Origin of the sequence: Algisphaera agarilytica (assembly GCF_014207595.1) — a bacterium.
In the GTDB taxonomy this organism is placed as follows: Bacteria; Planctomycetota; Phycisphaerae; order Phycisphaerales; family Phycisphaeraceae; genus Algisphaera; species Algisphaera agarilytica.
In genome coordinates, this window is sequence record NZ_JACHGY010000001.1 from 1290189 (window position 1) to 1316341 (window position 26153).

The 26153-nt window shown below is 63.2% G+C and carries 16 protein-coding genes; 10 read left to right on the forward strand and 6 right to left on the reverse strand.

All coding sequences use genetic code 11. The features are described from left to right. Positions 1–57: 57 nt before the first annotated feature. From HNQ40_RS05515 to HNQ40_RS05530, 4 genes are all read right to left on the reverse strand, one after another. Complete coding sequence (locus HNQ40_RS05515; RefSeq protein ID WP_184676880.1) at positions 58–1431, reverse strand: PEP-CTERM sorting domain-containing protein; 1374 nt, start codon at positions 1429–1431, stop codon at positions 58–60. A 42-nt stretch (positions 1432–1473) separates the two neighbouring features. Continuing rightward, the gene (locus tag HNQ40_RS05520) at positions 1474–2523 is read right to left on the reverse strand and encodes a hypothetical protein (RefSeq protein ID WP_184676881.1); all 1050 of its coding nucleotides are present in this window, start codon (positions 2521–2523) and stop codon (positions 1474–1476) included. A gap of 249 nt (positions 2524–2772) precedes the next feature. Further along, the gene (locus tag HNQ40_RS05525) at positions 2773–3750 is read right to left on the reverse strand and encodes a PEP-CTERM sorting domain-containing protein (protein WP_184676882.1); all 978 of its coding nucleotides are present in this window, start codon (positions 3748–3750) and stop codon (positions 2773–2775) included. A 98-nt stretch (positions 3751–3848) separates the two neighbouring features. Beyond that, complete coding sequence (locus HNQ40_RS05530; protein WP_184676883.1) at positions 3849–4949, reverse strand: NAD(P)H-dependent glycerol-3-phosphate dehydrogenase; 1101 nt, start codon at positions 4947–4949, stop codon at positions 3849–3851. A 477-nt stretch (positions 4950–5426) separates the two neighbouring features. Between HNQ40_RS05530 and HNQ40_RS05535 the strand changes: the two genes are divergently transcribed. The 9 genes from HNQ40_RS05535 (at position 5427) to HNQ40_RS05575 (ending at position 22973) form a co-directional block, all read left to right on the forward strand. Continuing rightward, the gene (locus HNQ40_RS05535; protein ID WP_184676884.1) at positions 5427–6845 is read left to right on the forward strand and encodes a polysaccharide biosynthesis/export family protein; all 1419 of its coding nucleotides are present in this window, start codon (positions 5427–5429) and stop codon (positions 6843–6845) included. Between the two features lie 560 nt (positions 6846–7405). After that, positions 7406–9466 carry an exosortase/archaeosortase family protein gene (locus HNQ40_RS05540; protein ID WP_184676885.1) on the forward strand — a complete coding sequence of 687 codons (2061 nt, stop codon included), beginning with the start codon at positions 7406–7408 and terminating at the stop codon, positions 9464–9466. 107 nt (positions 9467–9573) lie between these two features. After that, positions 9574–14235, forward strand: a complete 4662-nt coding sequence (locus HNQ40_RS05545; protein WP_184676886.1) for a tetratricopeptide repeat protein — start codon at positions 9574–9576, stop codon at positions 14233–14235. 153 nt (positions 14236–14388) lie between these two features. Next, positions 14389–16710 (forward strand): polysaccharide biosynthesis tyrosine autokinase, encoded by a 2322-nt coding sequence (locus HNQ40_RS05550; RefSeq protein ID WP_184676887.1) that lies wholly within the window; start codon positions 14389–14391, stop codon positions 16708–16710. A 170-nt stretch (positions 16711–16880) separates the two neighbouring features. Continuing rightward, entirely contained in the window at positions 16881–17897 is a 1017-nt protein-coding gene (locus HNQ40_RS05555; RefSeq protein ID WP_184676888.1) for an NAD-dependent epimerase/dehydratase family protein, read from the forward strand. Then, complete coding sequence (locus tag HNQ40_RS05560) at positions 17894–19231, forward strand: glycosyltransferase family 4 protein (protein WP_184676889.1); 1338 nt, start codon at positions 17894–17896, stop codon at positions 19229–19231. Before HNQ40_RS05555 ends, HNQ40_RS05560 begins: the two co-directional genes overlap by 4 nt. 391 nt (positions 19232–19622) lie before the next feature. Continuing rightward, positions 19623–20453 (forward strand): 30S ribosomal protein S2, encoded by an 831-nt coding sequence (rpsB, locus tag HNQ40_RS05565; protein ID WP_184676890.1) that lies wholly within the window; start codon positions 19623–19625, stop codon positions 20451–20453. Positions 20454–20624: 171 nt separating this feature from the next. After that, positions 20625–21431 (forward strand): translation elongation factor Ts, encoded by an 807-nt coding sequence (gene tsf / locus HNQ40_RS05570; protein ID WP_184676891.1) that lies wholly within the window; start codon positions 20625–20627, stop codon positions 21429–21431. Between the two features lie 180 nt (positions 21432–21611). Further along, on the forward strand, positions 21612–22973 hold the full coding sequence (locus HNQ40_RS05575; protein ID WP_184676892.1) for an HD domain-containing phosphohydrolase: 1362 nt from the start codon (positions 21612–21614) through the stop codon (positions 22971–22973). 68 nt (positions 22974–23041) lie between these two features. Here HNQ40_RS05575 and HNQ40_RS05580 read toward each other — a convergent pair whose 3' ends face one another. Together HNQ40_RS05580 and HNQ40_RS05585 are read right to left on the reverse strand one after the other, a co-directional pair. Beyond that, entirely contained in the window at positions 23042–23746 is a 705-nt protein-coding gene (locus tag HNQ40_RS05580) for a hypothetical protein (RefSeq protein WP_184676893.1), read from the reverse strand. A 102-nt stretch (positions 23747–23848) separates the two neighbouring features. Beyond that, positions 23849–25018, reverse strand: coding sequence for a hypothetical protein (locus HNQ40_RS05585; RefSeq protein ID WP_184676894.1), 1170 nt, complete (start codon positions 25016–25018; stop codon positions 23849–23851). A gap of 145 nt (positions 25019–25163) precedes the next feature. On the opposite strand from HNQ40_RS05585, the gene ilvE reads away from it, so the two are divergent. Continuing rightward, entirely contained in the window at positions 25164–26129 is a 966-nt protein-coding gene (ilvE, locus tag HNQ40_RS05590; protein ID WP_315852762.1) for a branched-chain-amino-acid transaminase, read from the forward strand. The last annotated feature ends 24 nt before the right edge of the window (positions 26130–26153 follow it).

The following is a 26153-nucleotide window of genomic DNA, read 5'->3' on the forward strand; positions in this document are numbered from 1 at the left end:
AACCGAGTCTAAATGTAGCCCACCCCGGGATCAAGATTTTTCCGCATCCAGCAGCACTCATCTACGCCGACGCCGCAGCCCGATCAGCCCCACCCCGAGCAACGCCAAAGAAGAGGGCTCGGGGATGATGGACAGCGTGTTAATGCCGAGGTTGGTGTTGCCGAAGTTGTCTTGCCAGACCGTGTAGTCCGCCGCGTCCACCACGCCGTTGCCGTTGCCATCGGCGGCCAGGTCGGTGGTCGAGCCGAAGCTGTCTTGCCAGACCGTGTAGTCCGCGGCATCCACCACGCCGTTGCCGTTGTAGTCGCCTGCGAGCAACTCCAGCGTAAACGTGGGGGAGAGCAGCAGCAGTTCGTTCGCATCGGCCAACGCGATGTACGGGTTGCCCGCTTGATCAAACCCCAAGCCGGCCCGCTCGCCAGTGAAGCCCAGCGAGGTGCTGGTCCAGTCGTCGGTTCCCTGGCGCTCGGCAAAAACCAGCTGATCGTTGTCGAGATAGGCCAGCGCCAACGCGCCCGTAACAGGATTGAGCGCAAGGCTACCGGGCATCACCGCTCGCGGACCGCTGCCCTGGGAATGCACCGTTTCGTAGCTCAACAGGCCGCCTTCAAACAAGCCCACCCACACCACACCGTCGTCGGGTTCGAAGGCGAACGCCACGCCGTCTTCGCCGAACGCGCTGAGCGATGGCCCCACGCTCCGCCCGCCGAGGGCGTTGGTTGCGATGCGGAAGTAACTCGCATCAGGCTGTTCGATCAATAGCTCAAAATTGCTGGACTGCGTCGAGCCGTTGACGGAAGCCAGCGCCAAGCGGTCGTCACGCGTGTAGATCGCCTCGGTGGTGATATCCGCGGAGAGCGGTTGGCCAAACCCGCTGGCCACCGTGGTGGTCACCCATTCGGTCCGGGGCACATCGAACCGGGTCAGGATGTAGTTCTCCGCGTTGGATGCCGGACGCCCGACAACCAACGGGATCCCCCGGCGATCCAAGACGACGGTCGATAGACGCGACCCGAGGTCGGGCTGGCTGTTGGGCAGGAAGTCGAATTCGATGCCCGCGGCAGTCGACTCGGTGGCGAAGATCGGAAAAGGCGATCCGCTCGGCCCGGACGTCGCCGCCGCGAAGTTCCCAAACGGGTCCGCGGCAAACGTGGTGTAGCCCACGATATTGGCCGGGTAGACGCTGGTGGTGTTGGTCCCACCCGCAGCGGGATCCACGTAGGTAATCCGGGGCCCACCGCTTTCGACATAGCCCACCGCGGGGTCGTCGATCGGCGAGATCAACACCTCGATCGGCGACGCAAACGAACCGGCGTCCAGCGTCGAGCTCACCACTCGGCTGCCCCACACCTGTGCCGACACCGCCGGGCCGAACAGACCCAGCAGCCCAACGACTCCGGCAGCGATCCCAAGATTTCGGCTACGCAACAACAAACTGCGTTCTCCCGCGCATGGTCGTCTTCAACCCGCGATTCAATTCATCGAAGCCACACGACGACGCAGCAGCAAACCACTCATCAAGCCGCATACCACCGCCACCGACGGCTCGGGCACCGCGATGGGGTCGTAGGCCACGACCACGTTGCCGGAGTTCAGATCCACGTAGGAGATGACCGGCAGGTCTTCGTAATCGAAATCCAAACCGATCTGAAAACCCTGGTCCGCGTTGAGTGCGACCAGCGTCGACTGCCAGCCCGCCGAGGCGGTCCAGTAGGCGTAGATCAGTTCCGAGTTGTTGTTCACGTAGGCGGTGCCCACGGTGCCGGTCGAGTCGGCGGCAATCGGCAGCCGCGAGTTGGTGTTGCCGACGGTGCCCAGGCTTGTCGCCGACCAACCGCCCGCGTTGGTCTCGAAGCTGAAGGCGTTGCCCTCGCGGTCCACGACGTGGGGCCGCCCCTGCGCGTCGAAGACCAGAGAGCCCAACCCGGTGTAGGTGGTTCCGGTCGCAAACGTCAGGCTGATCGCATCGTTGGTCAGCGTCGAGTAGAACTCCCCGTTGCGCAGAACCCCCCCGTCGCCGAACGGCGAAACCGCGATGTCTTGGATGCCGAACTGCCCGTCGTAGACAAACCCGTTGACCGAGTTTTCGGTTGCGGTGACCAATACCCCGCTGGCCGTGTAGTCGACCGCCACGATGCCGCTGCTGAGGGTGGTGCTGGTCCCCGTCGGCCCGACGATATAACCGCCGTTGTTATTCCCGAAAAAGTTCACGCCAGCGACCGAACCGTTCGAGGAAGACGCCGTGCGGATCGGACCAAACCCGAGCGGTGCCGCTACATCGCTCCAGAAGCCGCCAAACGTTCCGCCGCTGGTCGGCCGCAAGGTAAAGGTATCCGAGGTGCCAAACACCACCGGCCAAGCCTTGCCCCGCGACATCGCCAACCCGGTACCCTGCGCGGCATACCCGGTGTCGGAGAACAACCAGACAAACGACGACGGATCGCGGTCCACCGCCTTCGCTGGCGCGACCCAAGCCGACACACACATCACCGCAACACCCATCCCAGCCCAGATCCGTTTCATCACATCTCCAATCTCAAATATCTATTTCCGGGCGGAGCGGCCAAGCCACCCCCGCCGATTATCACAACCTCGACCCCATTCATCCCCGGCCAATCATTTCGTTTCCGGAAACCACAAACAACATAACGCTCCCGGTATCACATCATCCAGTCCCAGTATGCGTATCCCACCCCGGACGTGTCAACGCCCAAACTGCGTTAATAATCGGGCAATCCTCGCATGACGCTGGGGCAAGCAACCTCGCGTGACTCACATCGGCCGTCGTCGCCGCCAACCCACAAGCCCTGCCGCCATCACCGTCATGGCCAGCGAAGCCGGCTCAGGGATCACCGTGATCGGGGCAGGGCCCCCTCCCGTCGTCGCGCCGAAGCGGTCCTGCCAGACCGTATAGTCGGCCGCGTCCACGACGCTGTTGCCGTTGCCGTCCGCGTCGAGCTGGGTGGTTGAGCCGAAGCTGTCTTGCCACACCGTGTAGTCCGCTGCGTCCACCACCCCGTTGCCGTTGTAGTCGCCGAGAAGCGAGAGCGTGTTGGTGAGATAGACCTTTTCGAGTGAAAAAGACCTCGCTGCCGAAAGCCCCTGGAACCCGAGAAGGATGGCATCGACGATGGTCGGATCAAAATCGGGGTTGGTGGTTTCCGCTTGCTCCAAAACCTCTGGAAGCGAGAAGTATCGGGTCCCACGCCCCGCGGGCAGGGTCGATTCGATTTGGATTTGCTCAAGCGGGTTCTCATTGACATCCGAGTTGTACAACACCGGGAAGAGTCGCAGGTCTCCCGAGCTGTCGACGTAGTCCACCGCAAGGTATTCATATTGCGTCATGTCCAGCGCGATGCTGGCCATTGTGGAATCAAACCAAACCACACCGCCGAGCGGCGTAACCTCTTCCGTTGAGGACACGATCAGGCGGCCTTGGCTGGGGTCGATATCCAAACTGACCTGTCCCTGATTTCCGGTGCTAATTAGTGCAGACACCGTGGTCGTACGGTGCCCAGCGATGGTTGACGACAGCCCGTCTTCACCCAGGATTCCTGCGGGGTTTGCAACAAACGAAACCAGTGGTAAGGCGGCGGGGTCTTCGACATCCGAAAAGTCATCGAGAATCAAGTCGGGAAGTGCAGAGACGGTGCTGAAGGCTGACTCTGCATTCGCTTCAGGCCCCGCGACGAACACGGGAACCGCAAACACAGCGATAGCAACGCCCAAAACAAAGAACTTCTGATTCATCACTCACCTCCAGAATCAAATACAACACACCCACATGCTGCGGGAAGCAGCAATTCGATTATATAGAAAGACCATTCCGTCCCAACCGTATTTTGAGGTTATCCCACCCGCTCGGTCTTCGGTTCGCGTGACATCAGGTTGCTGATGGCGTCCAGCGGGTCGAGGTTTTCGAACAACACTTGGTTCACCGCTTGGGTGATCGGCATCTCGACATTGTGTTTCTGGGCGAGGTCGACCACGGCCTTGGTGGTGGGCACGCCTTCGACAACGCCGGGGATGTCTTCGAGGATCTGGTCGAGTTTTTTGCCCTTGCCCAGGAGTTCGCCGGCGGTGCGGTTTCGGCCGGTGGGGCTGAAGCAGGTGGTGGCGAGATCGCCGACGCCGGTGAGGCCGAAGAAGGTCTCGGGGGTCGCGCCCATAGCCACGCCCAGGCGGGTGATCTCTGCGAGGCCGCGCGAGAGCAGGGCCGACTTGGCGTTGTTGCCGGCTTGGAGGCCGTCGAGGATGCCCGCGGCCAGGGCGATGACGTTTTTCAGAGCCCCGGCCAGCTCGACGCCGACGAGGTCGGGGTTGGTGTAGACGCGGAACCACTGGGTGGTGAAGGTGGTCTGCAGCCGGGCGGCGAACTCGGTGTCTTCCGAGGCGGCGGCGACGGTGGCGGGCAGGCATTTGGCGAGTTCGTCGGCGACCGACGGGCCCGATAGCGAGGCGAGACTGGGGACTTGGGGGCTTGGGGGCTTAGGGGCTTGGGAAGAGGAGTCGGCACTTTCACTAGTCCCCTCGGCCCCTTGTCCCCTTGAAACCTTCTCAATCACGTCCCCGATGATCTGGGTCGGGCGGAGGATGGTGCCTTTTTCGATGCCCTTGGCCACGGAGACGACGGGTACCGACTCGCCCTCGGGCAGGTGCGGGGCGAGGCGTTCCCAGACGCTGCGGACGTATTGGGTGGGGATGGCCGAGACGATCAGGTCCGCGTTTCGGAAGCAGGAGGAGTCGCTGGCGGTGAGCCGGATCGAGTCGGGGAGGCGGTGTCCGGGAAGATACCGGCGGTTTTCCCTAGTTTGAATCACCTCGGCGACGTTCTCGGCGGTGGGCCCCCAGACGGTGACGTTCAGCCCCCGGGATTCCAGGAGCAGGGCCAGGACGGTGGCCATGGCGCCGTCGCCGACGAAAGTCACGTTTTGGAAGGAATCGGGCATGGTCGGGTTCCGAAGCGGTGGGCCGGGGGTGTTGGGAGCAAGGGAGCGGGTGTGGACCGGGCAGGCTGACGCGGGGTTTGGGTCCGAGAACCGATACGAAGCCCGGGCCCGGCAGGTTTTGCGGTCTGGGTTGGCCCCGGCGGATGGGGCTGTCCGATGTTGACCTCGCGGCGTAGCCGCCCGGCACATGCCGCAAGCTGTGCTGAGGATAGCGATTGTAACGGCGGCCCGATGCCGAGATGCCCCTAAAGGGCATCCCCGAGTGGTCCGAAGGGACGCGGTGAGGCATCCCTAAAGGTGCGTCGGCCCCGCTGCGTCCCGAGGGGTGCGGTAAGTTGGGTAATGGGATAGTATGCCCGTCATTGAATTGAGGCTGGCACCGCCCGCCTCGGGGTAAGAAAACAACTGGCTCAAGTCACGGCAACGTGCCGGCTGGGCCCAAGCAACCAGGAGCCGAAGACGGTGAGGCAAATCAAGATGATGATGAAGACTGGGCGATTGGCGCTGTGCGGCGTGTTGGCGTCGTTGGGCTTGGGACTGGTCGGTTGCGAAAGCGACAGCTACCTGGACCCGAGTATTGTCGGCCGGTGGGAACGCACCCCGGTGTCGATGCCCATCCTCGAAACGCTGGACCTGGCCAACACGCTCAGCGACACCCCCGTCCAGATCTCCCCGGTCCGCCCCGACGACCTGGTGCCCGACGCCCAGGAATACGTTATCGGCCCCGGCGACTTCATCACCGTCTCCATCTTCGAACTCATCAGCGTTGGCGTCACCGACGTGCAAAACCGTGCGATCGATGAGACCGGCAACATCCGCCTGCCCATCGTCGGCAAGGTCAAGGCCTCGGGTCTCAGCCCCAGCCAACTCGAAGAAGAGATCATCGAGATCCTCGAAAACAAAGGCATCATGCAGGACGCGACCGTCAGCGTCGTTGTCCAGCAGTCGCGCCAAAACCTCTACACCATCATCGGTGCTCCCGAAGAAGGCAGCACCCGGTTCGGCCCCTACCTGATCCCGCAGCCCGACTTCCGTCTGCTGCAAGCGATCGCCCAGGCCGGCGGTGTGAGCAACCGCATCAAGCGGATCCTGATCTTCCGTCAAGCCCCGCTGACCCCGGCCAGCGCAGGCGAAACCAACCGCGAATCCGCCCCGGTGGAACCCGCTCCCGCCGACGCCGGCGATCTGATCGAAGACCTGCTGGATGAAGGCAACGCCGTTGCTGATCTGAACGACGCGGCCGCCCCCGAAGACCGCCCCGCCCCGCCCTCGGGTGTGGAGTCGGGCCTGGAAAGCGGCGGCAGCTCGCCCCGCTGGGTCTACGTCGACGGCAAGTTCGTCCGCGTTGAAGGCCAAGCCGGCACCGGCAACAGCGCCTTCGGCACCCCGGGCAGCGACGCCCTGAGCAGCATGGTCGCCCAGCGCATCATCGAGGTGCCCTACGACAAGCTGATCAACGGCGACATGCGTTACAACGTCGTCATCCGTGCTGGCGACGTCATCCGCATCCCCAACCAGGAAGCCGGCTTCGTCTACATCATGGGTCAGTCCAACCGCCCCGGTGCCTACACCGTCCCCGGCGAGCAAGACCTGACGCTCAAGCAACTGATCGCTTCGTCCGGCGGCCTGGGTGGCCTGGCCAACCCCGAGCGTGTCGACCTGATCCGCCGCACGGCCAACAACCAGGAAGTCACCATCCGCCTCGACCTCGCGGCGATCTTCCACGGCAACGAGCCCGACATCTTCCTGAAGCCCGACGACCTGATCAACATCGGTTCGTCCGGTGTCGCCACCCCGCTGGCAGTCATCCGCAACGGCTTCCGGTTCACCTACGGCTTCGGCTTCGTGCTCGACCGCAACTTCGGCAACGACGTGTTCGGTGACAACCGGAACTAAAACTCTTGATTCCACACCGCACGGCCTGGCCTAAACGCCAGGCCGTGCCTTCACCCGAGGGCGTGCCCTGGGTTAAAAATTGATGTTTCCGACCTGCCGGGCCCATTCGTGGCCGGCCCGTCCACCCGGCCGATATCATGCCGGGGCGATCAGGACACGTCGCATGTTTCGCGAGGCACCAACGGACGGGTGCCCCTACACAACCTCTTTGATCTCTTGGCCGATAGAGGCCGAGTGTATTTTCGACCCCGCGTCTCCGGCATGGACCGCCACGACGTCTCTCCCGACGGTTTTCTGCCCAGCGGACCATGAGCGACTCTCAGCCCCCCCTTCACCAGCCCGATTCGGCCAGCCACGCCAACCCCGGTCAAACCACGGGACACGTGTCGCGTCAGGGGGCCAAGGCGTCGCTCGCCCTCAACGCCGAGCAGGCAAAGGTTCTTTCAAATCACGAACCCGCCCCGGCTGCCCCGCGTAACACCAATCTGGGACAGGCGCCCGACGCCTCATCCACCACTTCGATCTCGACACCAACCCGTGGAGGCGGGCCACCGAGAGACATGACCAGTACCCCGATGACCAAACTCGCTCCTGCGGGGCAGCCCCAGCCACTGATCACCCCGATCGGCTGGGCTTGGATCGCTGTATGCCTTGCGTTCTTCGGCTGGATGCACTGGAACTTCCTGTTCCAAACCTACCTCTGGTCGAAAGACCCCGACTGGTCACACGTCCTGATCATCCCCGGTATCTCGATCTACTACATCTACCTCAACAAGACCCGCCTGCAGGCCGCCCCCAAGCAGCTGTGCTGGTGGGCGTTGCCGCTCATCTTCATTGGGCTCTACAGCTACGTCTTCTGGATCTTCCCGGGGCGTAACGACATGTTCCGCGGCTACAGCATGGTGCTGACGATCTTCGCCACCGCGCTGTTTTTGTTTGGACCCGCCGCGATGCGGGTGCTGTGGTTCCCGATCGCTTACCTGGTCTTGGCCGTGAAGGTGTCGGACGCGATCTGGAGCCGGATCGCTGAACGGCTTCAAGACATCGCTGCCGCGGGCGCGACGGTGATGCTGCAACTGTTTTCAGAGTTCATGGACTTCACCGTGGACAACGCCGGCAACACCATCACGATGGGCTTCTGGCGCGACGGGCTCTGGGTCGAAGAAGGCATGAACGTGGCCGAGGCCTGTGCGGGTCTACGTATGCTCATGGCGTTTATCGCGCTGGGCGTAGCGATGGCGTTCCTGTTCGACCGGGCGTGGTGGCAACGCCTGATCATGATTGGTCTTGCCGTGCCGATTGCGGTGCTGGTCAACATCGGCCGGGTGACGGCGTTGGGTCTGATCTACACGGTCGACAAGGAATACGCCCAAGGCGACTTCCACCTGTTCGTGGGCATGCTGATGCTCATACCGGCTGCGGGTCTGTTCTTGCTGGTCGGCTGGGTCTTGGAAAAGGTCATCATCCGCGACCCCGAGGCGGAGTCGAAAGCCCACGAAAAACTGGTGGAGCAGGCCGCAGCCCAAGCCGCGCTCTCGAAAGAAGAACCGAAGAAGGTTGCCCCCGGACTCGTCGCAAAGGGGCTGGTGCTCGGTGCCGCCCTGGCGCTGGTGACCGGCATCGTCTATGCGATGTTGTTCAACGGATTCTCCGCCCGGCCCGTGCCCGGATTGGAATGGATGCCCAAGGCGTTGTCGCTCATCGGCGTCGCCGTCGGGCTGGTGATCCTGGTCGGTCTGGCGCTGTTTGCCCGCAAGTCCGCACCGGGCCGTCGTGGCCTCGCCACGTGGTGCTTCGCCGCCGCGATGATCTGCGGCCTGTTTGGCGTCGCGGCCACCGGCAAGCAATCCATCCTCTCGTGGCAGAAGATCGTGCTCCATAAGGAAGCGGTTGAGCTCCGCCACAACCTGAACGACCTGCCCCTCGACAAAGGGCCTTACAGCTTCATCGAGGATCAGATCCTCCCGCCCGAGATCATCGACGAGCTGGGAACCGAGCACTACCTCAGTCGGTGGTACCGAAACACCAGCATCGATGAGGGCCAACCGGGCAGCCTCGTCCGTCTGCACATCGCTTACTACACCGGCATCAACGACACCGTTCCCCACGTGCCCGACCGCTGCTTCATCGCGGCCGGCGTGAAGCACAAAGGCCTGAGCGATCAGACCATCGCGATCGATCCCGAAGTCGCCACCCCGCGCGACGGCCTCCCCGGGTACCAGGCCACCGCCCTTCTCCCGCTGCCCGGCGAACCCGAGTACGCCCCCGGCACCGTTGTCACCCTGCCCGAACGCGAGATCAACACTGTCCGCTTCACCTACGGCCCCCCCGACAACGTCAAAGAAGATCAGCACGTGATCTACTTCTTCGCCGCCAACGGCAAGTACCTCGCTTCACCTAACGCGGTCCGGGCCCAGGGCTTCGATATCCGCGACGCCCACAGCTACTACTGCAAGATCGAAATCCAGGTCTTGGGTGAAAACGACCCCGACGCGGTCACCCGACACACCACCGATCTGCTGAACGTTTTCCTGCCCGACATCATGGCCTGTCTGCCCGACTGGGACGACGTCAAGGCCGGGCGTTGGCCGATCCAGCCCGGAGAGCCTTCGGCGCCCTAACCCAAATGATTTGAACCCGATCAGGGGGCACGATCCGTTGCCCCTCATCAACCCCAAAGTTAGAACCACCGTCAGAGTTAGATTTTCAGATACAGGAGCACGGTTTCATGGCCGGCAAAGTCAACACCAAGTTCGTTTTCATCCTCGCTGCCGTTTTGGTCGTCCTTTTGGCCGGCGGGCTGTTCGTCGTTTCAACCGTTCTCAAGAAGAGCAGCTCCGAGCTCGAAGCCGAGGGCGACAACTATCTGGTCCGCGCCCAGAACGCCCAGATCGATGTAACCGCCGACCCCGAAGATTTGGCGCAGGCTCAACAGCAACGGGGCCAGGACTACCGCCTGGCGGCCCAGAGCTACGGCAAGGCCTGGAACCGCGACCCGCAGAACGTTGACCTGCTGATCAAGTACATCGAAGCCCGCAGCAACATGACAGTGCGCGACCAGTTCGAAGCCAAGCGCGTCCTCGGTGAGATCATGCAGCTCACCCGTCAAACCACCGAGCTCCGCCCCGACGACGAGCAGATGCTCGAAGACTACTACCAGCTCCTGTATCGCTGGGCCCGTGAATTCAACATCGGAAGCTTCTACAACGACCTCTACTCTCTGGCCTCCACCCGCCTCGAAACCAAGCCCGACAACATCCCTGCGCTGAAATTCCGGGGCATCTCCCAAGCCGTCCAGATTTCCGACGCCATGGACCGGACGCGTCAACAAGAGATCCGTCAGGACCTCGAGACTGTTCTGCAGGCCCGTCCGGGCGACACCGACGTTTTGTACTACCTCGCCCGCTGGCACCTCTACGACGCCAACCGGACCGAGCGCTCCGCTCCCGATTCGGACCACGCCAAGGATGCCCGCGCCCAAACCGCCGAGCTCGCCGAGCGTGCGTTAGCGGCCGACCCCGACAACCCTTCGGTGAAGATCGAGTACTTCAATGTCATGCTGGCGCTGCTTGAAGCACACCGGCAACGTATCCGCAAATCAAGCAACGACGAAGAACGCGCCGAAGCGGCCCAGAGCTACCGCGATGGTTTTGCCAAGATCGAGCCGGTGCTGAACAACCTCGAGGCGGCGCTCCTCCAGAACCCCGAGCCGCCCCTGGTTGTTCAACAGGTCGCCGAGATCCTTCCCCGGGTTGATAAGCAGCTCGCCGTGATGGACCTCCTGATCGCAGGCGAATCCGTCGAATCCGCCCCGAAAAACACCCCCAATCACCTGGACCGGACCGAGCGTCTGCTGCGTAGCGCGTCCGCCGCCCGGCCGGACATGCTGCTCTACAAGCTCATGCTCGCCAACGTCCTCAAGCTGCAACTCCAGCTCGACGACGCCCACGAGATCTATCTCCTGGCACGCGACTACCCGATCGCCGGCAACTTCGAAGCATCGCTGCGGGACCAGGTCCTGCGTCAACAAGCCGTCTACGAGGTGGCCAATATCGAACTCATCCGGGCTGAGGCCGCGACCGATCCCGAGCGCCGCACGCAGCTTCTCGCCGACGCCGACAAGGCGGTCGACGAGCTCGAAGCGGTCACCGACAAAGACGCCCGGGTGCTGATGCTGCGGGGCAAGCTCGCGCTGCTGCGGAATGAAACCACCCACGCCATGGTCTTCATCGACCAGGCCAGCACGCTGTATCAGGACCGCGACATCGAAGCGCTGCTCCTCTCGGCCCGTGCCCGTCAGGCCGAGCAGCAATGGGGTGCAGCCGTCGAGCGTCTTGAGCGTGTCCTCGAACTCGTCCAAGGCGGTTCCCGTGAAGACATCCAGATGAACATCCGGCTGCAACTGGCCGAGATGCTTCTCCGAAGCCGCAAGCTCCCCGAAGCCCGTGAACAGATCAGCATCGTCCTCGAGTCCGAGCCGAACAATACCGTGGCGATCCGCCTGCTGGCGCAGTGGTACACCATCGATAAGCAGTACGACAAAGCCATCGCGCTGCTCGAACCCCTCAAGGACACCGACCCCGCCGTCGCCACCACACTCGCACAGCTGTACGGCTCGACCGGCCAAGCCGATCGCAGCCGCGAGATGCTACGGGCAGAGTTTGAAAAGAACCCCACCGACCTGAACCTGCTCCAACGCACCCTGCAGTCGACCGAATCGACGGACGAGAAATTCGCCCTCCTCGACGAGGCCGAAGCGAGCGGTGCCCTGTCCTCGGCCATCACCATGCTCCGGAGCCAACTCCAGAGCCAAGTCGATCAGACCCCGATGACGCTGGACGAGATGGTCGCCCACATCGACAAGACCGACGCCAGCGAACTCGACCGTTCGATCCGCAAAGCCCAGATCTATCTCCAGAACAACGAAATCGAAAAATCCCGCGAGGCCTTCAAGGTCGCGCAGAAGATCGAACCCGACAACGACAAAGTGCTGATCCTGGCCTTCGACCTGGCGGTTCGGGACAAGGAATTCGATCAGGCCCGACGTCTGGCCGCCACCGCGGGCAAGCGCAACCTGGACCTGGCCGAGGGGCACTTCCTCCGCGGGCAGTTGGCCGCCGCCGAAGGCAAGCTCCAACAAGCGCTGTCTTCGTACGACCTCGCGCTAAAACAACGCCCAGTGTTCGATGAAGGTTGGCGTCAATACGCCGACCTGCTGCTGCGAGCTGAGGACCCCTCCGAAGCGATCGAAGCCTACGGCACATCGCTGGAGCAAAAGCCCGACAACATTAATGCCTTGGCCGGGTTGGCTCGGGCCTACAACAGCATGGGCCGGCACTCCCAAGCGCTCGACACGTTGCGCGACGCCGTCTCCTACCGGCCCAACGACCAAGTGTTGCTCGGGCAATACCTCACCTATGAGCAGCGGTTCGGCGACCCGGCCACAGTCCGGCGTGTCCGCATGGAGATGGTCGAATCTCAGCCCGAGAACATCCAGAACCTCTTGAGCCTGGCAATCCTCCACGCGGAAGCCGGCGAAACCGAAGAAGCGTTGGCCCTGATCGATCAGGCCGAAAAAGTCCAAGGGGTCCAACTCAACACCGTCGCCGCCCGCGCCGGCACCCTGCGGCTAAGCGAACGCGTGGACGAGGGCAAAAAAGTTATTTCGGACTATATCGCTCAACGTGGTGATGAAGTAACCACCGAAGACTACCTGCTGCTGGCCCGATACCACCTGACGTCTCGCGAGTTCAACGAAGCCCTGACGGTTTACAATCAGGCCGTTGCGATCGAAGACCCCGCTGCCCAGCCCGCCAGCCGTGAACTGGCCGACGTCTTGTTCAATGCCGGACGTCTTGACGAATCGGTCAATATCTACCAAAGCCTCTTCGACGGCAGCGCGGAAGATCAGAAAACTGTGCTCGGCTCACGCCTGGCCGAGTCGCTGCTGCGTTTGAACCGGGTCGATGAGGCTGTTGCGGTGTTGGACCAGCTCCAGCCCACCGCGACCACCGACGCTCTCCGAGCCATGGCCGCCAACCAGAACGGCGACCGACAGAAGGCCCTCGATTACGTGAACGCTTCGCTGGGCAAGAACAGCCGTAACCCGCTGACCTATGTGCAACGGGCCTCGCTTCTGGCTATCAACCCCGAGACCCAGGCGAACGCGCTGGATGACGTTCAGCAGGCGCTGCAAATCAACCCGGATATGGTCAACGCGTTGGCGTTGCAGGCCCAGATCCAGGCCGCGCTTGGACAGGACAACGAAGCGGCCTACTCGCTTCGGCTGCTGCTTGATAAAGCCCCCGGCAACAATGTGGCCCGGCGCCGACTGGCTCAGCTTTATCTCAACCAACAACGCATCGACGAGGCCGAGCAGCTGATCCGCGAAGGACTCGAGCTTGAGCCGGGCAACCCGACCTGGTTGGAATTGAGTGCCGGCGTCTCGGCGTCACGAGGCAACATCCCGCAGGCGATCGCAAGCCTCGAGCAGCTTGTGGCTGCCAACCCCACGTCCCAATCCCTGAGCCAGCTCAGCCTTCTGTACCTCCAAGCCAATCGAGCGGGCGATGCCCAAGCTCTGCTGGAACAGCACCCCGAAGCGATCAGCACTTCGCCGGAACTGCAAGGCGTCCGCGGCAGTGTGCTCGTTGCGTTGGGTCAGACCGAGCCGGCCCAGCGTGTCTTCGCTCTGGCCCTGCAACGCAGCTCGTCGATCGGCGAGGTCAGCACGGTTCTTCGGCAAATGATCTCTAGCCTGGGTCAAGCCCAGGCGACGGCACTGGCCGAGAGCGTCACGGATATGAAGGATCCCAGCTGGATCGGGCTGACGCTCGCCAACCAGTCCCTGGCTGAGCAAGACTACAGCGGCGCGCTGCAGAGATTGGATACGCTCCGCCAGCAGGTCCCCGCTTCCAACTCCTCCACCCACATCCTGATCGAGCGGATGGCGGGCTTGGCGATGCTCCAAAACCGCGACTTCGAGGGGGCAAAAGAGGCCTATCTCCGGCTTCTAGACATAGACCCCGACAACATCGAGGTCCTTAACAACCTGGCCTACATCCTCTCCCACCACCTGGATAAGCCCGATGAAGCCCTGCCCATGGCCCAGCGGGCCGCCGAGCAAGCCCCCACCAACGCGGAAATCCTGGACACCCTAGGGTGGATCCAATACCAGCTCGGCAACACCGAAAACGCCCGAGCCACACTCGAACGCAGCGTGCAAGCCCGACCTATCCCCGCTAATACACTGCACTTAGGTCGCGTTTACCTCGAAACCGGCAACTCGCGTCGGGCCCGCCCCCTCTTCGAACAATGCATCGAATTGGCAGAACAGGCAGGCGATGCCGAAACTGCGGACCGCGCACGATCGTTTATGAAACAACTTTAGGCAAAACAAAGAACTTATTTGAATATCACGTTCCATCGGTCAAACTAATCGAACCGACCAGGGAATATCCGGCAGATGATCACCTCGGGGAGGAGCCTTGCTATGACTGCTAACCCATTATCGACTATCCCACCCATCGGGCCCGCTACGGGGATGACCCCGCCGCCACCGGTGGGCCGTCTCAAGCCAGTCGATCCCGTACGGCTGCTTCGCCAGCACTACAAGCTCATGCTTGTCGCCGGGACCATCGGCCTGATGATTGGTGTCGGCCTGTACGTCGGTCTCCGCAAGACCTCGCCACAGTACACCTCCGAGGCTCAGCTCCTGGTCGAGACCCGCACCGTCACCGACCCGTTCGCCCCGACCGTTGGCGACAGTGCGAGTGCGCGCAATACCGATGTGGCCAGCTACATGGCCAACGAATCCAACTTCATCCTCTCCGATGAAATCATCCGCGACACGCTCGTCCGTCCCCGGGCGCAATCCACCGCCTGGCTGCAGAGCTTCAAGGGCGACAGCAACCGCGCCCGTGAAGAGATGCAGGAATCGATGCTGCAGGTCAACCCGCTGCGCGGCACCACGCTGATCAACCTCGCCATGACCGCGCCCAACCCCGGCGACGCCCAAGTCCTCCTCGACGAGGTCATGGCCACCTACCTCAACCGTAAGAAACTCATCAACGACCAGGCCGGTTCGGCGCTGCGTAACCTGTTCCTCGGCGAAACCAATCGTTACGAAGACGACATCCGTTCGATCCGAAACCAGATGGCCCGCTTCATCCGTGACAACGAGATCGAAACCCTTGGCCTCGCGGCCTCCGAAGAGCAGATGGGCTACAACCTGCTGCTCCAAGAGCAGTTTGAAATGGCCGCCCAGCTCACCGCCACCCAGGGCAGCTACGAAAGCCTGAAGGCCAGCGCCTCCAACCCGGAGATGACCGACGAAGAAAACGCTTATCTCCAAACCATTCCCCAGATCGCCAGCCGTGAAGAAGAAATCCGCACCCTCGACGAGTCGCGGCGTCAGCTGATCGCTTCGGGCCTCAAGGACAACCACCCGCAGATCAAGCAGCTCGACAACCGTCGTGATTCGGTCGAGTACGAACTCAAGCGTGAGACCGAAAAGCAGCTCGGCGAGCTCCGTGCGCTTCAGATCCAAACCACCGCCAAGGCGGTCGAAGGATTGATGGTGCAACTCACCGCGCTCGAGCCGCAACTGTCCGAGACCAAGACCCGCCTTCAGGAGCTGACCCAGAAGCTCAACGAGTACGCCGCCCTAGAGATCGATCTTCAGATCGTGATCGAGAAAAAGCAACGGGCCGACGCAGCGCTCGACACGCTTCGTACGATCAGCAACCGCGACGACTACGTCCGCGTGAAAACCCAGGTGAGCCCCAGTGAGCCGGAACTCACGTTCCCCAAGCTCATCATTGTTCCCGCGGTGACGATGCTGGCTGTGGGTCTGATCGGCGGCCTGATGGTCCTCCGCGAGATGCTTGACCAGCGTGTCCGCAGCCCCCAAGACCTCAAGCTGCTGCCCATCGAGAGCAACTTGCTGGGCCTGATCCCCCACTCCAACGAAGACCCCTCGGGTGGTGGTTCCGCCGAGCGAACGGTCGAGCGATCGCCCACCGGCCTGCTCACCGAGTCGTACCGTCAGGTCCGGACTGCGGTCCTGTCCAAGATGGACCGGCGTGGCTACAAGACCCTGGTCTGCGTCGCCGCCCAGCCCGGCTCGGGCACCTCGACGGTCATCCAGAACCTCGCCGCCAGCCTCGCCTACAACGGCCGCGACGTGCTGATCATCGACGCCAACTTCCGTCGCCCCTCGCAGCACAAGCTCATGGACTGCGGCAACAGCCGTGGCCTGGTGGATGTGCTCAAAGACGATGTCGATGTCGCCGACGTGATCGTGCAGCACCCCGACATGTCGATGTCGGTCCTGCCCACCGGGCGTGCCTCCGACTCGCCGCCGGAACTGCTCGAAGGCGCCGCGTTCCGTGGCCTGCTGGGCCAGCTCGAGACCGAGTACGACGTCGTCCTGATCGACACCCCGCCCGCCCTGCTGACTTCCGACAGCCAGATGCTGTCGAAGCACGTGGATGCGATCGCGGTGATCGTCAACGCCGGCTCCGACAAACGCGGCATGCTTGGCCGGATGCTCAACCAACTCGACGGCCAACGCGCCGACGTCCTGGGCATCGTGCTCAACGGCGTCAAGTCCTCGGCCGGTGGCTACTTCCGCAAGTCGTACGAAGACTTCTACCGTTACCGCCAGTCGGAGTCGAGCACCTCGACCAACGGCAAGCCCAAGAAGGAGAAGGCAGCCAAGGCCAAGAAGGGCCGGAAGCTGGACAAGGACGGTTCGGTCGACCGCAACCCGATAGTCGAAGAGCAGGAAGCCCCGACGGCCGTCGCCGAGATCGACGAACTCGACATCGACCTGGACTTCCCGGATGACGACCTGAAGGCGTAAAGCCCGGACCCACAGACCTCGCCGATCTCGCCGGGCGGCTCACCCCGCCCGGCGTCTCTCGGTTACGCCTCGATGATCGAAGGTGTTAAGCTCCATCCCCCCCGCGAACCCGGCAGCGATGCCAGGGCTCGATCCATCGTCCCATCCTTCCGGCGTAGAGGACCGACCCATTGGAAAAGACCAAGACGATCATCACCGGAGGCGCCGGCTTCATCGGCTCTCACCTCGCCGAACGCCTGCTGGCTGCGGGGCACGACTTGATCCTGGTCGACAACTTCTCCACGGGCCGACACTCGAATATCGAAAAACTTGTGGGCGATCGCTGCCGAGTGGTCGAATCCACCGCCGCCGAGGCGTTGTCGGACCCCAGCCTCCTCGAAGGGGTGTCCCGCGTGTTTCACCTCGCCGCCGCGGTCGGCGTCAAGTTGGTGGTAGATGACCCCGCCGCGATGATCCGCAACAACATCGACGAGACCGACGTCGTCCTCCGCGCCGCCGCTCGGGCGGGCGCGTCGGTGCTGATCACCTCGTCCAGCGAGGTCTACGGCAAGTGCCCGGTGCTCCCGCTGCAAGAGGACATGGAGCTGGTCTACGGCCCGACCACCGCGTCACGCTGGAGCTACGGCCTGTCCAAAGCCATCGACGAACACCTCGCGATCGACCTGGCGCGTCGCATCGGGCTCCGCAGCGTCGTCGTGCGGCTGTTCAACACGGTCGGGCCCCGGCAGGTCGGCCGCTACGGCATGGTGGTCCCCCGCTTCGTGTCGCAAGCGGTCGCAGGCAAAGACCTCACGCTTTACGGCAATGGACAGCAGACCCGTGCGTTCTGCGATGTGCGTGACGTGGTGGATGCACTCGCTCAGCTGATGGACCTGGAAGACGCGTACGGCCGGGTGTTCAACGTCGGCTCGACCCAGCAGATCACCATCGAACAGCTCGCCGACCAGGTCATCGAACAGGTGGCCGAGGCGGGCGGCCCCAAGGTCGACAAGACCTATGTGTCCTACGAAGCGGTTTACGGCGAGGGCTTCGAAGACCCGCCCCACCGCCTCCCGGACATGACCCGGCTGCAGGAAGCGATCGGCTTCTCCCCCAAGGTCCCGCTCCGGCAAACTTTGAGTGAGCTCATCGCCTCTGAACAAGATCGCACTAGACTCGTCGGCCAATCGGAAGAAGAGAAGGGATGAATACCACGATTCCAGACCAGATTCTCCGGGCCCCGGTAACGCTCGCTGATTTCAGCGGGATGGTGCAGGAGCTCGGCCCCTTCATGGGCGTGTTCTTCGTCGCGTTTTTCGTGGCGATCATCCTGACGCCGACCATGAAGCACCTGGCGATCAAGAACGGGATCGTGGACTGGCCCGACCTCAAGCGGAAAAACCACGCCATGCCCGTGGCATACCTGGGCGGGGTCGCCATCTTCATCGGCTGGGTCTGCGGGGTGTTTTCCAGCTATGTCGTCACCCCGGAGATGTCGATCTCCCCCGACGGCAGCGATCGCCTCCTGCTGCAGAGCTTCCCGATTTCGATCCTGATCGGTGCGGGCGTTATCACGCTGACCGGCCTGTTCGACGACGTCTACGGGATCCGCGCCCGGGTGAAGATCGGCGGCCAGCTGTTCGCCGCCGCCGCGCTGACCTGGGACCGCATCGGCATCGACCTCACCGAAACCCTGTTCAACCTCGTCGGTTTGTCGCCGTCCAGCACCGTGGTGTATTTCACGGCAACCTTCCTGGTGGCGATCTTCGTCCTGGGGGCCTGCAACGCGGTCAATCTCATCGACGGGCTCGACGGCCTCTCCTCGGGGGTGGTGGCGATCTCCATGATCGGCTTCCTGCTGATCGCGCTGCTGGTCAGCCAGAACCCCGACGCCACCGTCGCGGCGCTGGACAACCCCAAGCGGATCGTGCTCTGCCTCGCGGCGATCGGGGCGATCCTGGGATTCCTGCCCTACAACTTCAACCCCGCCAGCATCTTCATGGGTGACGCGGGCTCCCTGCTGCTGGGCTTCCTCGCGGTCACCGCCATCCTGCTCTTCGGCGACGCGGGCGGGTGGTCGCTGAAGCTGGTCACGGCCTCACTGATCGTCTTTGCCGTGCCCATGACCGACACCTCCCTGGCGATCATCCGCCGGAAGATGCGGGGACAGCCGATTTTCAGCCCGGACAACCAGCACCTGCACCACCTGCTGCGTCGGTCGGGCCTTTCGGTCAAGAAATCGGTCTTCGTGATGTACGGCGCGGCGATCGTCTTCGCCGTGATCGGCGTGGCGATGATCGGGCTCGACCTGCAGTGGCGCTACACCCTGGCGATCTTCTTCGTGATCTACGGCTTCATCATGGTCACGGCGTTCAAGTACGGGGCCTACTGCATCGCCCAGGACAAGCTGCTCCAGAGCCAATCCGAGCCCGACATCCCGGACGCCGCCCCGATCAACCGCCCGATGCCCACCCACAGCGGCCCCAACGGGGACAGCGCCATGGAGCTTTCGCCCCCGATCGACCCCGCTTCGCGGAATTAAACCCGGCCGCTCGGCTTGCAGGCCCCCGGGATCGGATTACAATGTGGTACGCGGCGGAGTTGCCGCGAACGTCAGAAGTTGGTCTAGACCGTGTTTTTGCCCTTCGCAGGGAGAAAACAGCTCGGTTTAGACCTGTTTTGTATTCAGTTGCCCTCGGTCACGGCGGGACAGCAGGCAGGACGCTGGCTTCCCCTCCCCACCGCTCCGGCTTTTTGCCCAAGCGGAAGGGATATCGCCCCCCTCTCCTGGAACGCCCAGGAGCCGACCCGGCAGCATCAACCCGTGTCGCTCACCGCCTCGCCACGTTGGCGAACCCCGTGTGACCGGCCACATTTTTTCCCCAAGGGACGGCTCGATTTGGTAAGCCCTCCCACCGTCAGGAGTTTCGCACATGGCCTCGCTCGTTAACGACCTTATTGAAGCCGGCATCCACTTCGGCCACCGGTCCACGCACTGGAACCCGAAGATGGAACCGTACATCTTCGGTAAGCGCAACCGCATCCACATCATCGACGTCAAGCAGACGATCAAGGGCCTCCTGCTCGCCCGCAAGTTCGTCACCAAGACCGTCGCCGGCGGCAAAGACGTCCTCTTCGTGGGCACCAAGCGTCAAGCCCGCAACATCATCGAGAAGCACGTCAAAGAGTGCGGCATGCACTACTGCACCGAGCGTTGGCTCGGCGGCACGCTGACCAACTTCTCCACCATCCGCCAACGCCTCAAGCGTCTCGAAGAGCTCGAGCGCATCGAAGAGTCCGGCGAGATGAAGAGCTACTCCAAGAAGATGGAGTCGCAGCTCAACCGTGAAAAAACCAAGATCCTGCGGAACCTCGAAGGCATCCGCAACATGAACAAGCTGCCCGGCCTGATGGTCATCGTCGACGTGAACAACGAGATGAACGCCGTCAAAGAAGCCCGCAAGCTCGGCATCCCCACCGTCTGCCTGATCGACACCGACAGCGACCCGGACTTCGCCGACATTCCGATCCCCGGCAACGACGACGCGATGCGTTCGATCGAGATCGTGATCGATCAGCTCTGCCGTGCGGTGCAGGAAGGCAAGCAGTCGCGCACCGTCGCCGCTGAAGGCAAAGACGCCCCGGCCGAAGACAAGCCCCGCCGCCGCAGCAGCCGGGCCCAGTTCTCCGCCGACGCCCCGGCGCCGACCGCGGAAGACACCCCCGCGGACGCCCCGGCCCCCGAGGCTCAGCCCGCCAGCTAATCTCAAAACTCCACCCGCTGCCCCGCACCCGCGGGGCAGCGGCTTAGCCTAAAACTCACGCGAAACCCCGGCGTTTCGCATGCTATCGTCTCTCTCCTCGTGGCCGCCTCGGCGGCTCGAAACCGAGACACCGACCTCCCGTATTAACCCCGTAATCCCGGAGAAATCCCAATGGCGATCACCGCCAAAGACGTAAACGCCCTCCGCCAAAAGACCGGCATGGGCATGATGGAATGCAAGAAGGCCCTGACCGACGCCGACGGCGACGTCGAAAAGGCCATCGAACTGCTGCGTGAACGCGCCGGCGGCAAGATGGACACCCGTGAAGCCGAGGCCGGCGAAGGTGCCATCGCGGTTGCCGAAGCCGACGGCGCGATCGCCATCGTCAAGGTCATGACCGAGACCGACTTCTCGGCCCGCAACGAAGACTTCCTGGCCAAGATCCAGCAGGTCGCCGAGGAAGCCGTGAAGCTCGACGCCACCGGCAAGATCGAACCCAACGAAGCCATGGCCGCCCTGATCGAAGACCTGCGTCTGACCATCAAGGAAAACATCGCGTTCGGCGAAGGCGTCCGCCTGACCGGCTCCAACGTCGCCAGCTACGTGCACACCAACCGCAAGACCGGCGCGATCATCACCGTCGACGGCGACATCGACAACGACCTGCTGCGTGGCCTGTGCATGCACGTCACCGCCGCCGCCCCGCCGATGTGCCCCACCCCCCTGGCCATCGACGAATCTGGCCTGCCCGCAGAAGCCAAGGACGAAGCCAAGAAGGCCTTCGTCGAGGAAGCCGCCGCCACCGGCAAGCCCGCCGAGATCGCCGAGAAGATCGCCGGCGGCAAGATGAACAAGTGGGTCAGCGACCACACCCTGCTGGGCCAGATCTACATCAAAGAGATGGACGCCAAGAAGCCCATCAAGGACTACATCCCCGCCGGCACCACCATCACCAACTTCACCCGCTTCGCGGTGTGATCCCCAACACAACCAGAATCACAACGCCCGCCGAGGACTTCCTCGGCGGGCGTTTTTCATTCATCGATTCCGGATGCCGCGGAATTATTCGCGTCCCATAAGGGTTTGTTTTCTATCGCGGCCCCATCCCCCACCGACGTCGATCACGTCGCGCCCCAAAGCGGGCGATAACTCCACCAGATGAAGCTCCATGTTTCCAGTCGATGGCGTGACCGCCTGCTCATCAGCGGGGTGGTGGCGGTGCAGGCCTTGCTGCTGATCGTCGGCTGGGTCCTGACGTTTGAATACCTCCACGAACGTGTCTCTCGCGGCGTCGAGGACCTGATCGTCCGCTCCAACGCCGACTTCGCGGAGAGCGTGTCGCTCGCCATCAGAGAAGTCTCCAGCGGCCTCGAGGTCGGGGACGCCGAGTGGGAAGGCGTCCAATCCATCATCGAGTCCATCGAACTCCCCGGCGCGGGCTTCGCCTGTGTGCTCAACGAGGACGGCTACATCATCGCCCACCCCGAGTACCGCAGCAGCCCGGCCATCGGCGAGATCACACTGGCCGACCACCCCTTCCTCAAGACGCACGACGGCGAAGAACTCGCGCTCTTCCAGGTCGACGCGCCGCAACCCGTCGCGGGCACCATGACGTTTTTCGGCGACGGCGTGCACTACGTATCGACCCACGAACTCAACGACGCGGGCTACCGCCTCATGGTACACCAGCCCGTCGGCGGCCTCACCGCGGCCCGCTCCCTGGTCACCGGCGTCCTGCTGCTCACCTCGCTGATCGTTGGCCTGCTGGTCATCATCCCCACCGGGCTGCTGTCGTGGATCGGCATCAAGCGGCACCACAACGCCCTGATGAAGTGGAACCACGAGCTCGAAGACGAAGTCGATCGGCGGGTCCGGCAGTTCGGCAAATCCCGCGACGCCTTGGTGATGGGCCTGGCCAAGCTCGCCGACTTCCGCGACAACGAAACCGGCAAGCACCTCGAACGCATCTGCCAGTATTCGGTGCTCCTGGCGGAAGAACTGGCGGATTCGGGGACGCACGACATCGACAGCGCCTGGATCGACCGCCTCCGCATGGCCGCCTCGATGCACGACATCGGCAAGGTCGGCGTGCCCGACGAAGTCCTGCTCAAGCCCGGCCGGCTGACCGACGACGAGTACGACACCATCAAGCAACACCCCACCATGGGAGCCGACACCCTGATGGCGATCCGCAAGCAGTTTGATGACGATCCGCTGGTGGACATGAGTGTCGAAGTCACCCTCAGCCACCACGAAAGGTGGGACGGCGGAGGCTACCCCTTCGGCATCGAGGGCGATGCGATCCCGTTGTCCGCACGGATCGTTTCGGTCGCGGACGTCTACGACGCACTGACCGTCGCCCGGGTGTACAAGCCCGCGATGCCCCACGAAAAAGCGGCGTCGATCATCGAAGAAGGCCGGGGGTCGCAGTTCGATCCCGATGTGGTCGACGCGTTTCTGCGTGTGCAGGACAAACTCCGCGAGATCTCTGAAGCGCTACGCGATCACGCCCACGCATAGCGAGCAGCTCGAAGGAACACCATGTTGTTTCGGTGAGTGGTCCGACACCGAACATATCCCACGGCGTTTCACTCGGGCTCCGGCGCTTCGGTAACCGGCGGCTCGCCGATCGAAACCATCTCGATCGTCACCGTGCCGGGGGAGTCTTTGCCCCGGCCCTGGGACTGAACAAACAACGCGGTGGTGGAGGTGATCGACACATCGTCTGCGGTCAACATCGAAAGCCCGCCGACGATCGAGGTCACGTCGAAGGTCCCGTCGTTGTTCTTCACGATCTCGACGCGGAAGTCGAACGTCTGGCCGACATCGATGCCCGTGTCCACCGGGGCGATGGGATCGTAGGCCTGCTGGTCGAGCAGCACATCGCCCGCCTGGTTTAGCCGTAACTGACCGCCGAGCTTGACCCCCGATTTACCGACATCGATGGAGTCGGTTAATCCGAACACGAAAGTCGGGAGGTTGGCCGCGGGTCGGTCGATCGTGACCCCCGTCGCAACGAGCACCAATGTCTCACCTGCCGCCAGGTTGGAAACATCCGCCTCTGCTCGGCCGGAGAACAGGAGCGCTCGCTGAAAGCCCACCGCACCGATCTCGAGTTGCCCCGACCCGCTCGCGTCGATCTGCACGTTGGCCTGCGACAAGATCCCCTGCTGGTTGTTCGCCGGGCCAGTGGAATAGCCTTCCTGAGACGAGAAGCCGATCGAGTCAGCGATTGAAGGGAAAACAAGACCCGCCGATACGATCAGCCCCAACATGGCCGTTCTGTTCTGCATCTGAGAGCACTCCGAGAAACCGAGGAGATGAATGGGTGTAGTAGTTTACCCCGCCGCTATTATCGGCCAGCCCTGCGCTGGAGTTAAAAGCCGGGCCCGACGCTAAAAACTGCGTATCAGGCCGAACCACGCCATCCCCAGGCTGCCCGCCACCGCCGGCCCCCAGACCCACCACTTGCTGAAGGTCAGCCAGCCCCGGAACGGATAGAGCAACGCCGGGAGGTAGGGCACGATGAACCTCGGGAACTCGTGAAACCCCCAGCGGTCACCGGTGCACAGCACAAACAGCACCCCGCTCACCGCCCACACCGCCATCGCGACGGGCCACACGCCCGCCCCGCGCTCGTCTTGCGCCTGACCTGTTCGGCGTGCCCTCCATACGTGAGCGATCAGCCACGCACACGCCAGCAAGGCAAAGACCACGTGCAGCCAGACAAAGCCCAGCTTCCAGGCGGCCACCGGCTCACGCAACGGCGTCATCACCAGCGACGCAAACGGCCACGCCAACAGCCCGCCCTGATACGCCTCCTCCGACTCCACATACCCCTCGACCGTCACCAAACCGCCGAACCGCCAAGCCAACAGCGCGATGCCCAAGCCGACCACGCCCATCGCTGTGCCCCCGCAGACCAACGCCTCTCGCCACCGGCCACGGACGCACCAGGCCGCCATCCCCGCCAACGTACCGAAGCAGCCCATCGGCCGAGCCAAGCCCGACAGCCCGAACAACACACCCGCCAGGATGGCCGCCCGCCAACGACTCGATGTCGATGCCGATTCGATGTTTGCCGCTTCGTCGCCAACCGCACGCAGCACCACCCACAACCCCGCCAGCACCAGCGCGAGGTTCATCGACTCGGTCGCGGGGATCGTCGAAGCCATCAGCCACGTCGGCGTCACCGCCACCATGAACCAGCCCACCCCCGCCGACCGACACACCCACGCCGCCAACGCGCAGGCCGCCCCCGCCCCGAGCCAGGAAACCAGTAGAAAGCTCCACGGCAACGGCACGCCCACTTGGTGGATCAGCCCCGCCACGAACGGTACGAACGGGAACAGCCGCAGCGTATAGGTGTCCGCCGAGGGGTCGGCCGAGAACAGATTCTGGGCGTACGCCATGAACTGCTCGCCGTCGCGTGCCCCGGCAAAGGACTCGACACTTCCCCCCGAAACCAGCAGAAAACCGACCATCAGCCCCGCCCGGACCGCCACCGCGGCCGCGGCGATCAGGCACAGGTGTCTGGCCGTGACTCTGGTTGATGCTTCTGCCATGCTTCGCCCCAAACCGGCCCCCAAAGAAAAATCTCACCCGGGCTTGCCCTTGCTGTAGGGCCTTATCCTAAAGTCTCTTCCATTCAACTGCAGCTTGATCCGATAGAATGGCTCGGACCCGCTGAAAGGAAACGCTGTGCCCCCCGTGAACACCCCGCCCACCCCCGTGCAGACCACCGCCGATGACCCGCTCGCCGCCTACGAAGGCCGGCAGGTCTGGATCGACGGCCAACTCAAGCCCGCGGCCGAGGCCTCGGTCTCGGTCTTCGACCACGGCGTGCTCTACGGCGACGGCATCTTCGAGGGCATCCGCATCTACCACGGCAAGGTCCTCAAGCTCGCCACCCACCTCAACCGCCTCTACGAGTCGGCCAAGGCGATCAAGCTGAACATGCCCTACTCCCCCGACGAGATGTTCGACGCGGTGAAGGAAACCGTCGCCGCCAACGGCATGGACAACGGCTACATCCGCCTCGTCGCCACCCGCGGCCCCGGCACCCTCGGTATCGACCCGGTGCCCTGCCCCCGGCCGTGCGTGTACATCATCGTGGCGCCCATCAAGCTGTACCCGCAGGAGTTCTACGACAACGGTCTCGAGCTGATCAGCTCGTCGTACATCCGCGTGAGTGCGCAGGCCTTCTCGCCGCGCATCAAGAGCCTGAACTACCTCAACAACATCCTCGCCAAGACCGAAGCGCTCGAAGCGGGCGTGTTCGAAGCGGTGATGTACAACGACCAGGGCCACGTCGCCGAGGCCACGGCCGACAACCTGTTCACCATCAAGAACATCAACAGCCAACCCGTCGTAACCACCCCCCCGCTCACCGCGGGCTGCCTCGAAGGCGTGACCCGTGGCCTCGTGATGGACCTCGCCCGCGCCGCGGGCCTGGAGGTGCGCGAAGCCAACATCACCCGCCACGACCTCTACACCGCCGACGAGATGTTCCTCACCGGCACCGGTGCCGAGGTGATCCCCGTGGTCAAACTCGACAAACGCCTCATCGGCCCCATCGCCCCCGGCAGCAGCCACGCCGAAGGCGAAGTCGGCCCGGTGACCAAGCAACTCATCACCGCGTTCCGGGAGTTGGTGAAGGATGCGCCGGAAGACTAATTACTCGGCATGAATTAACGCCAA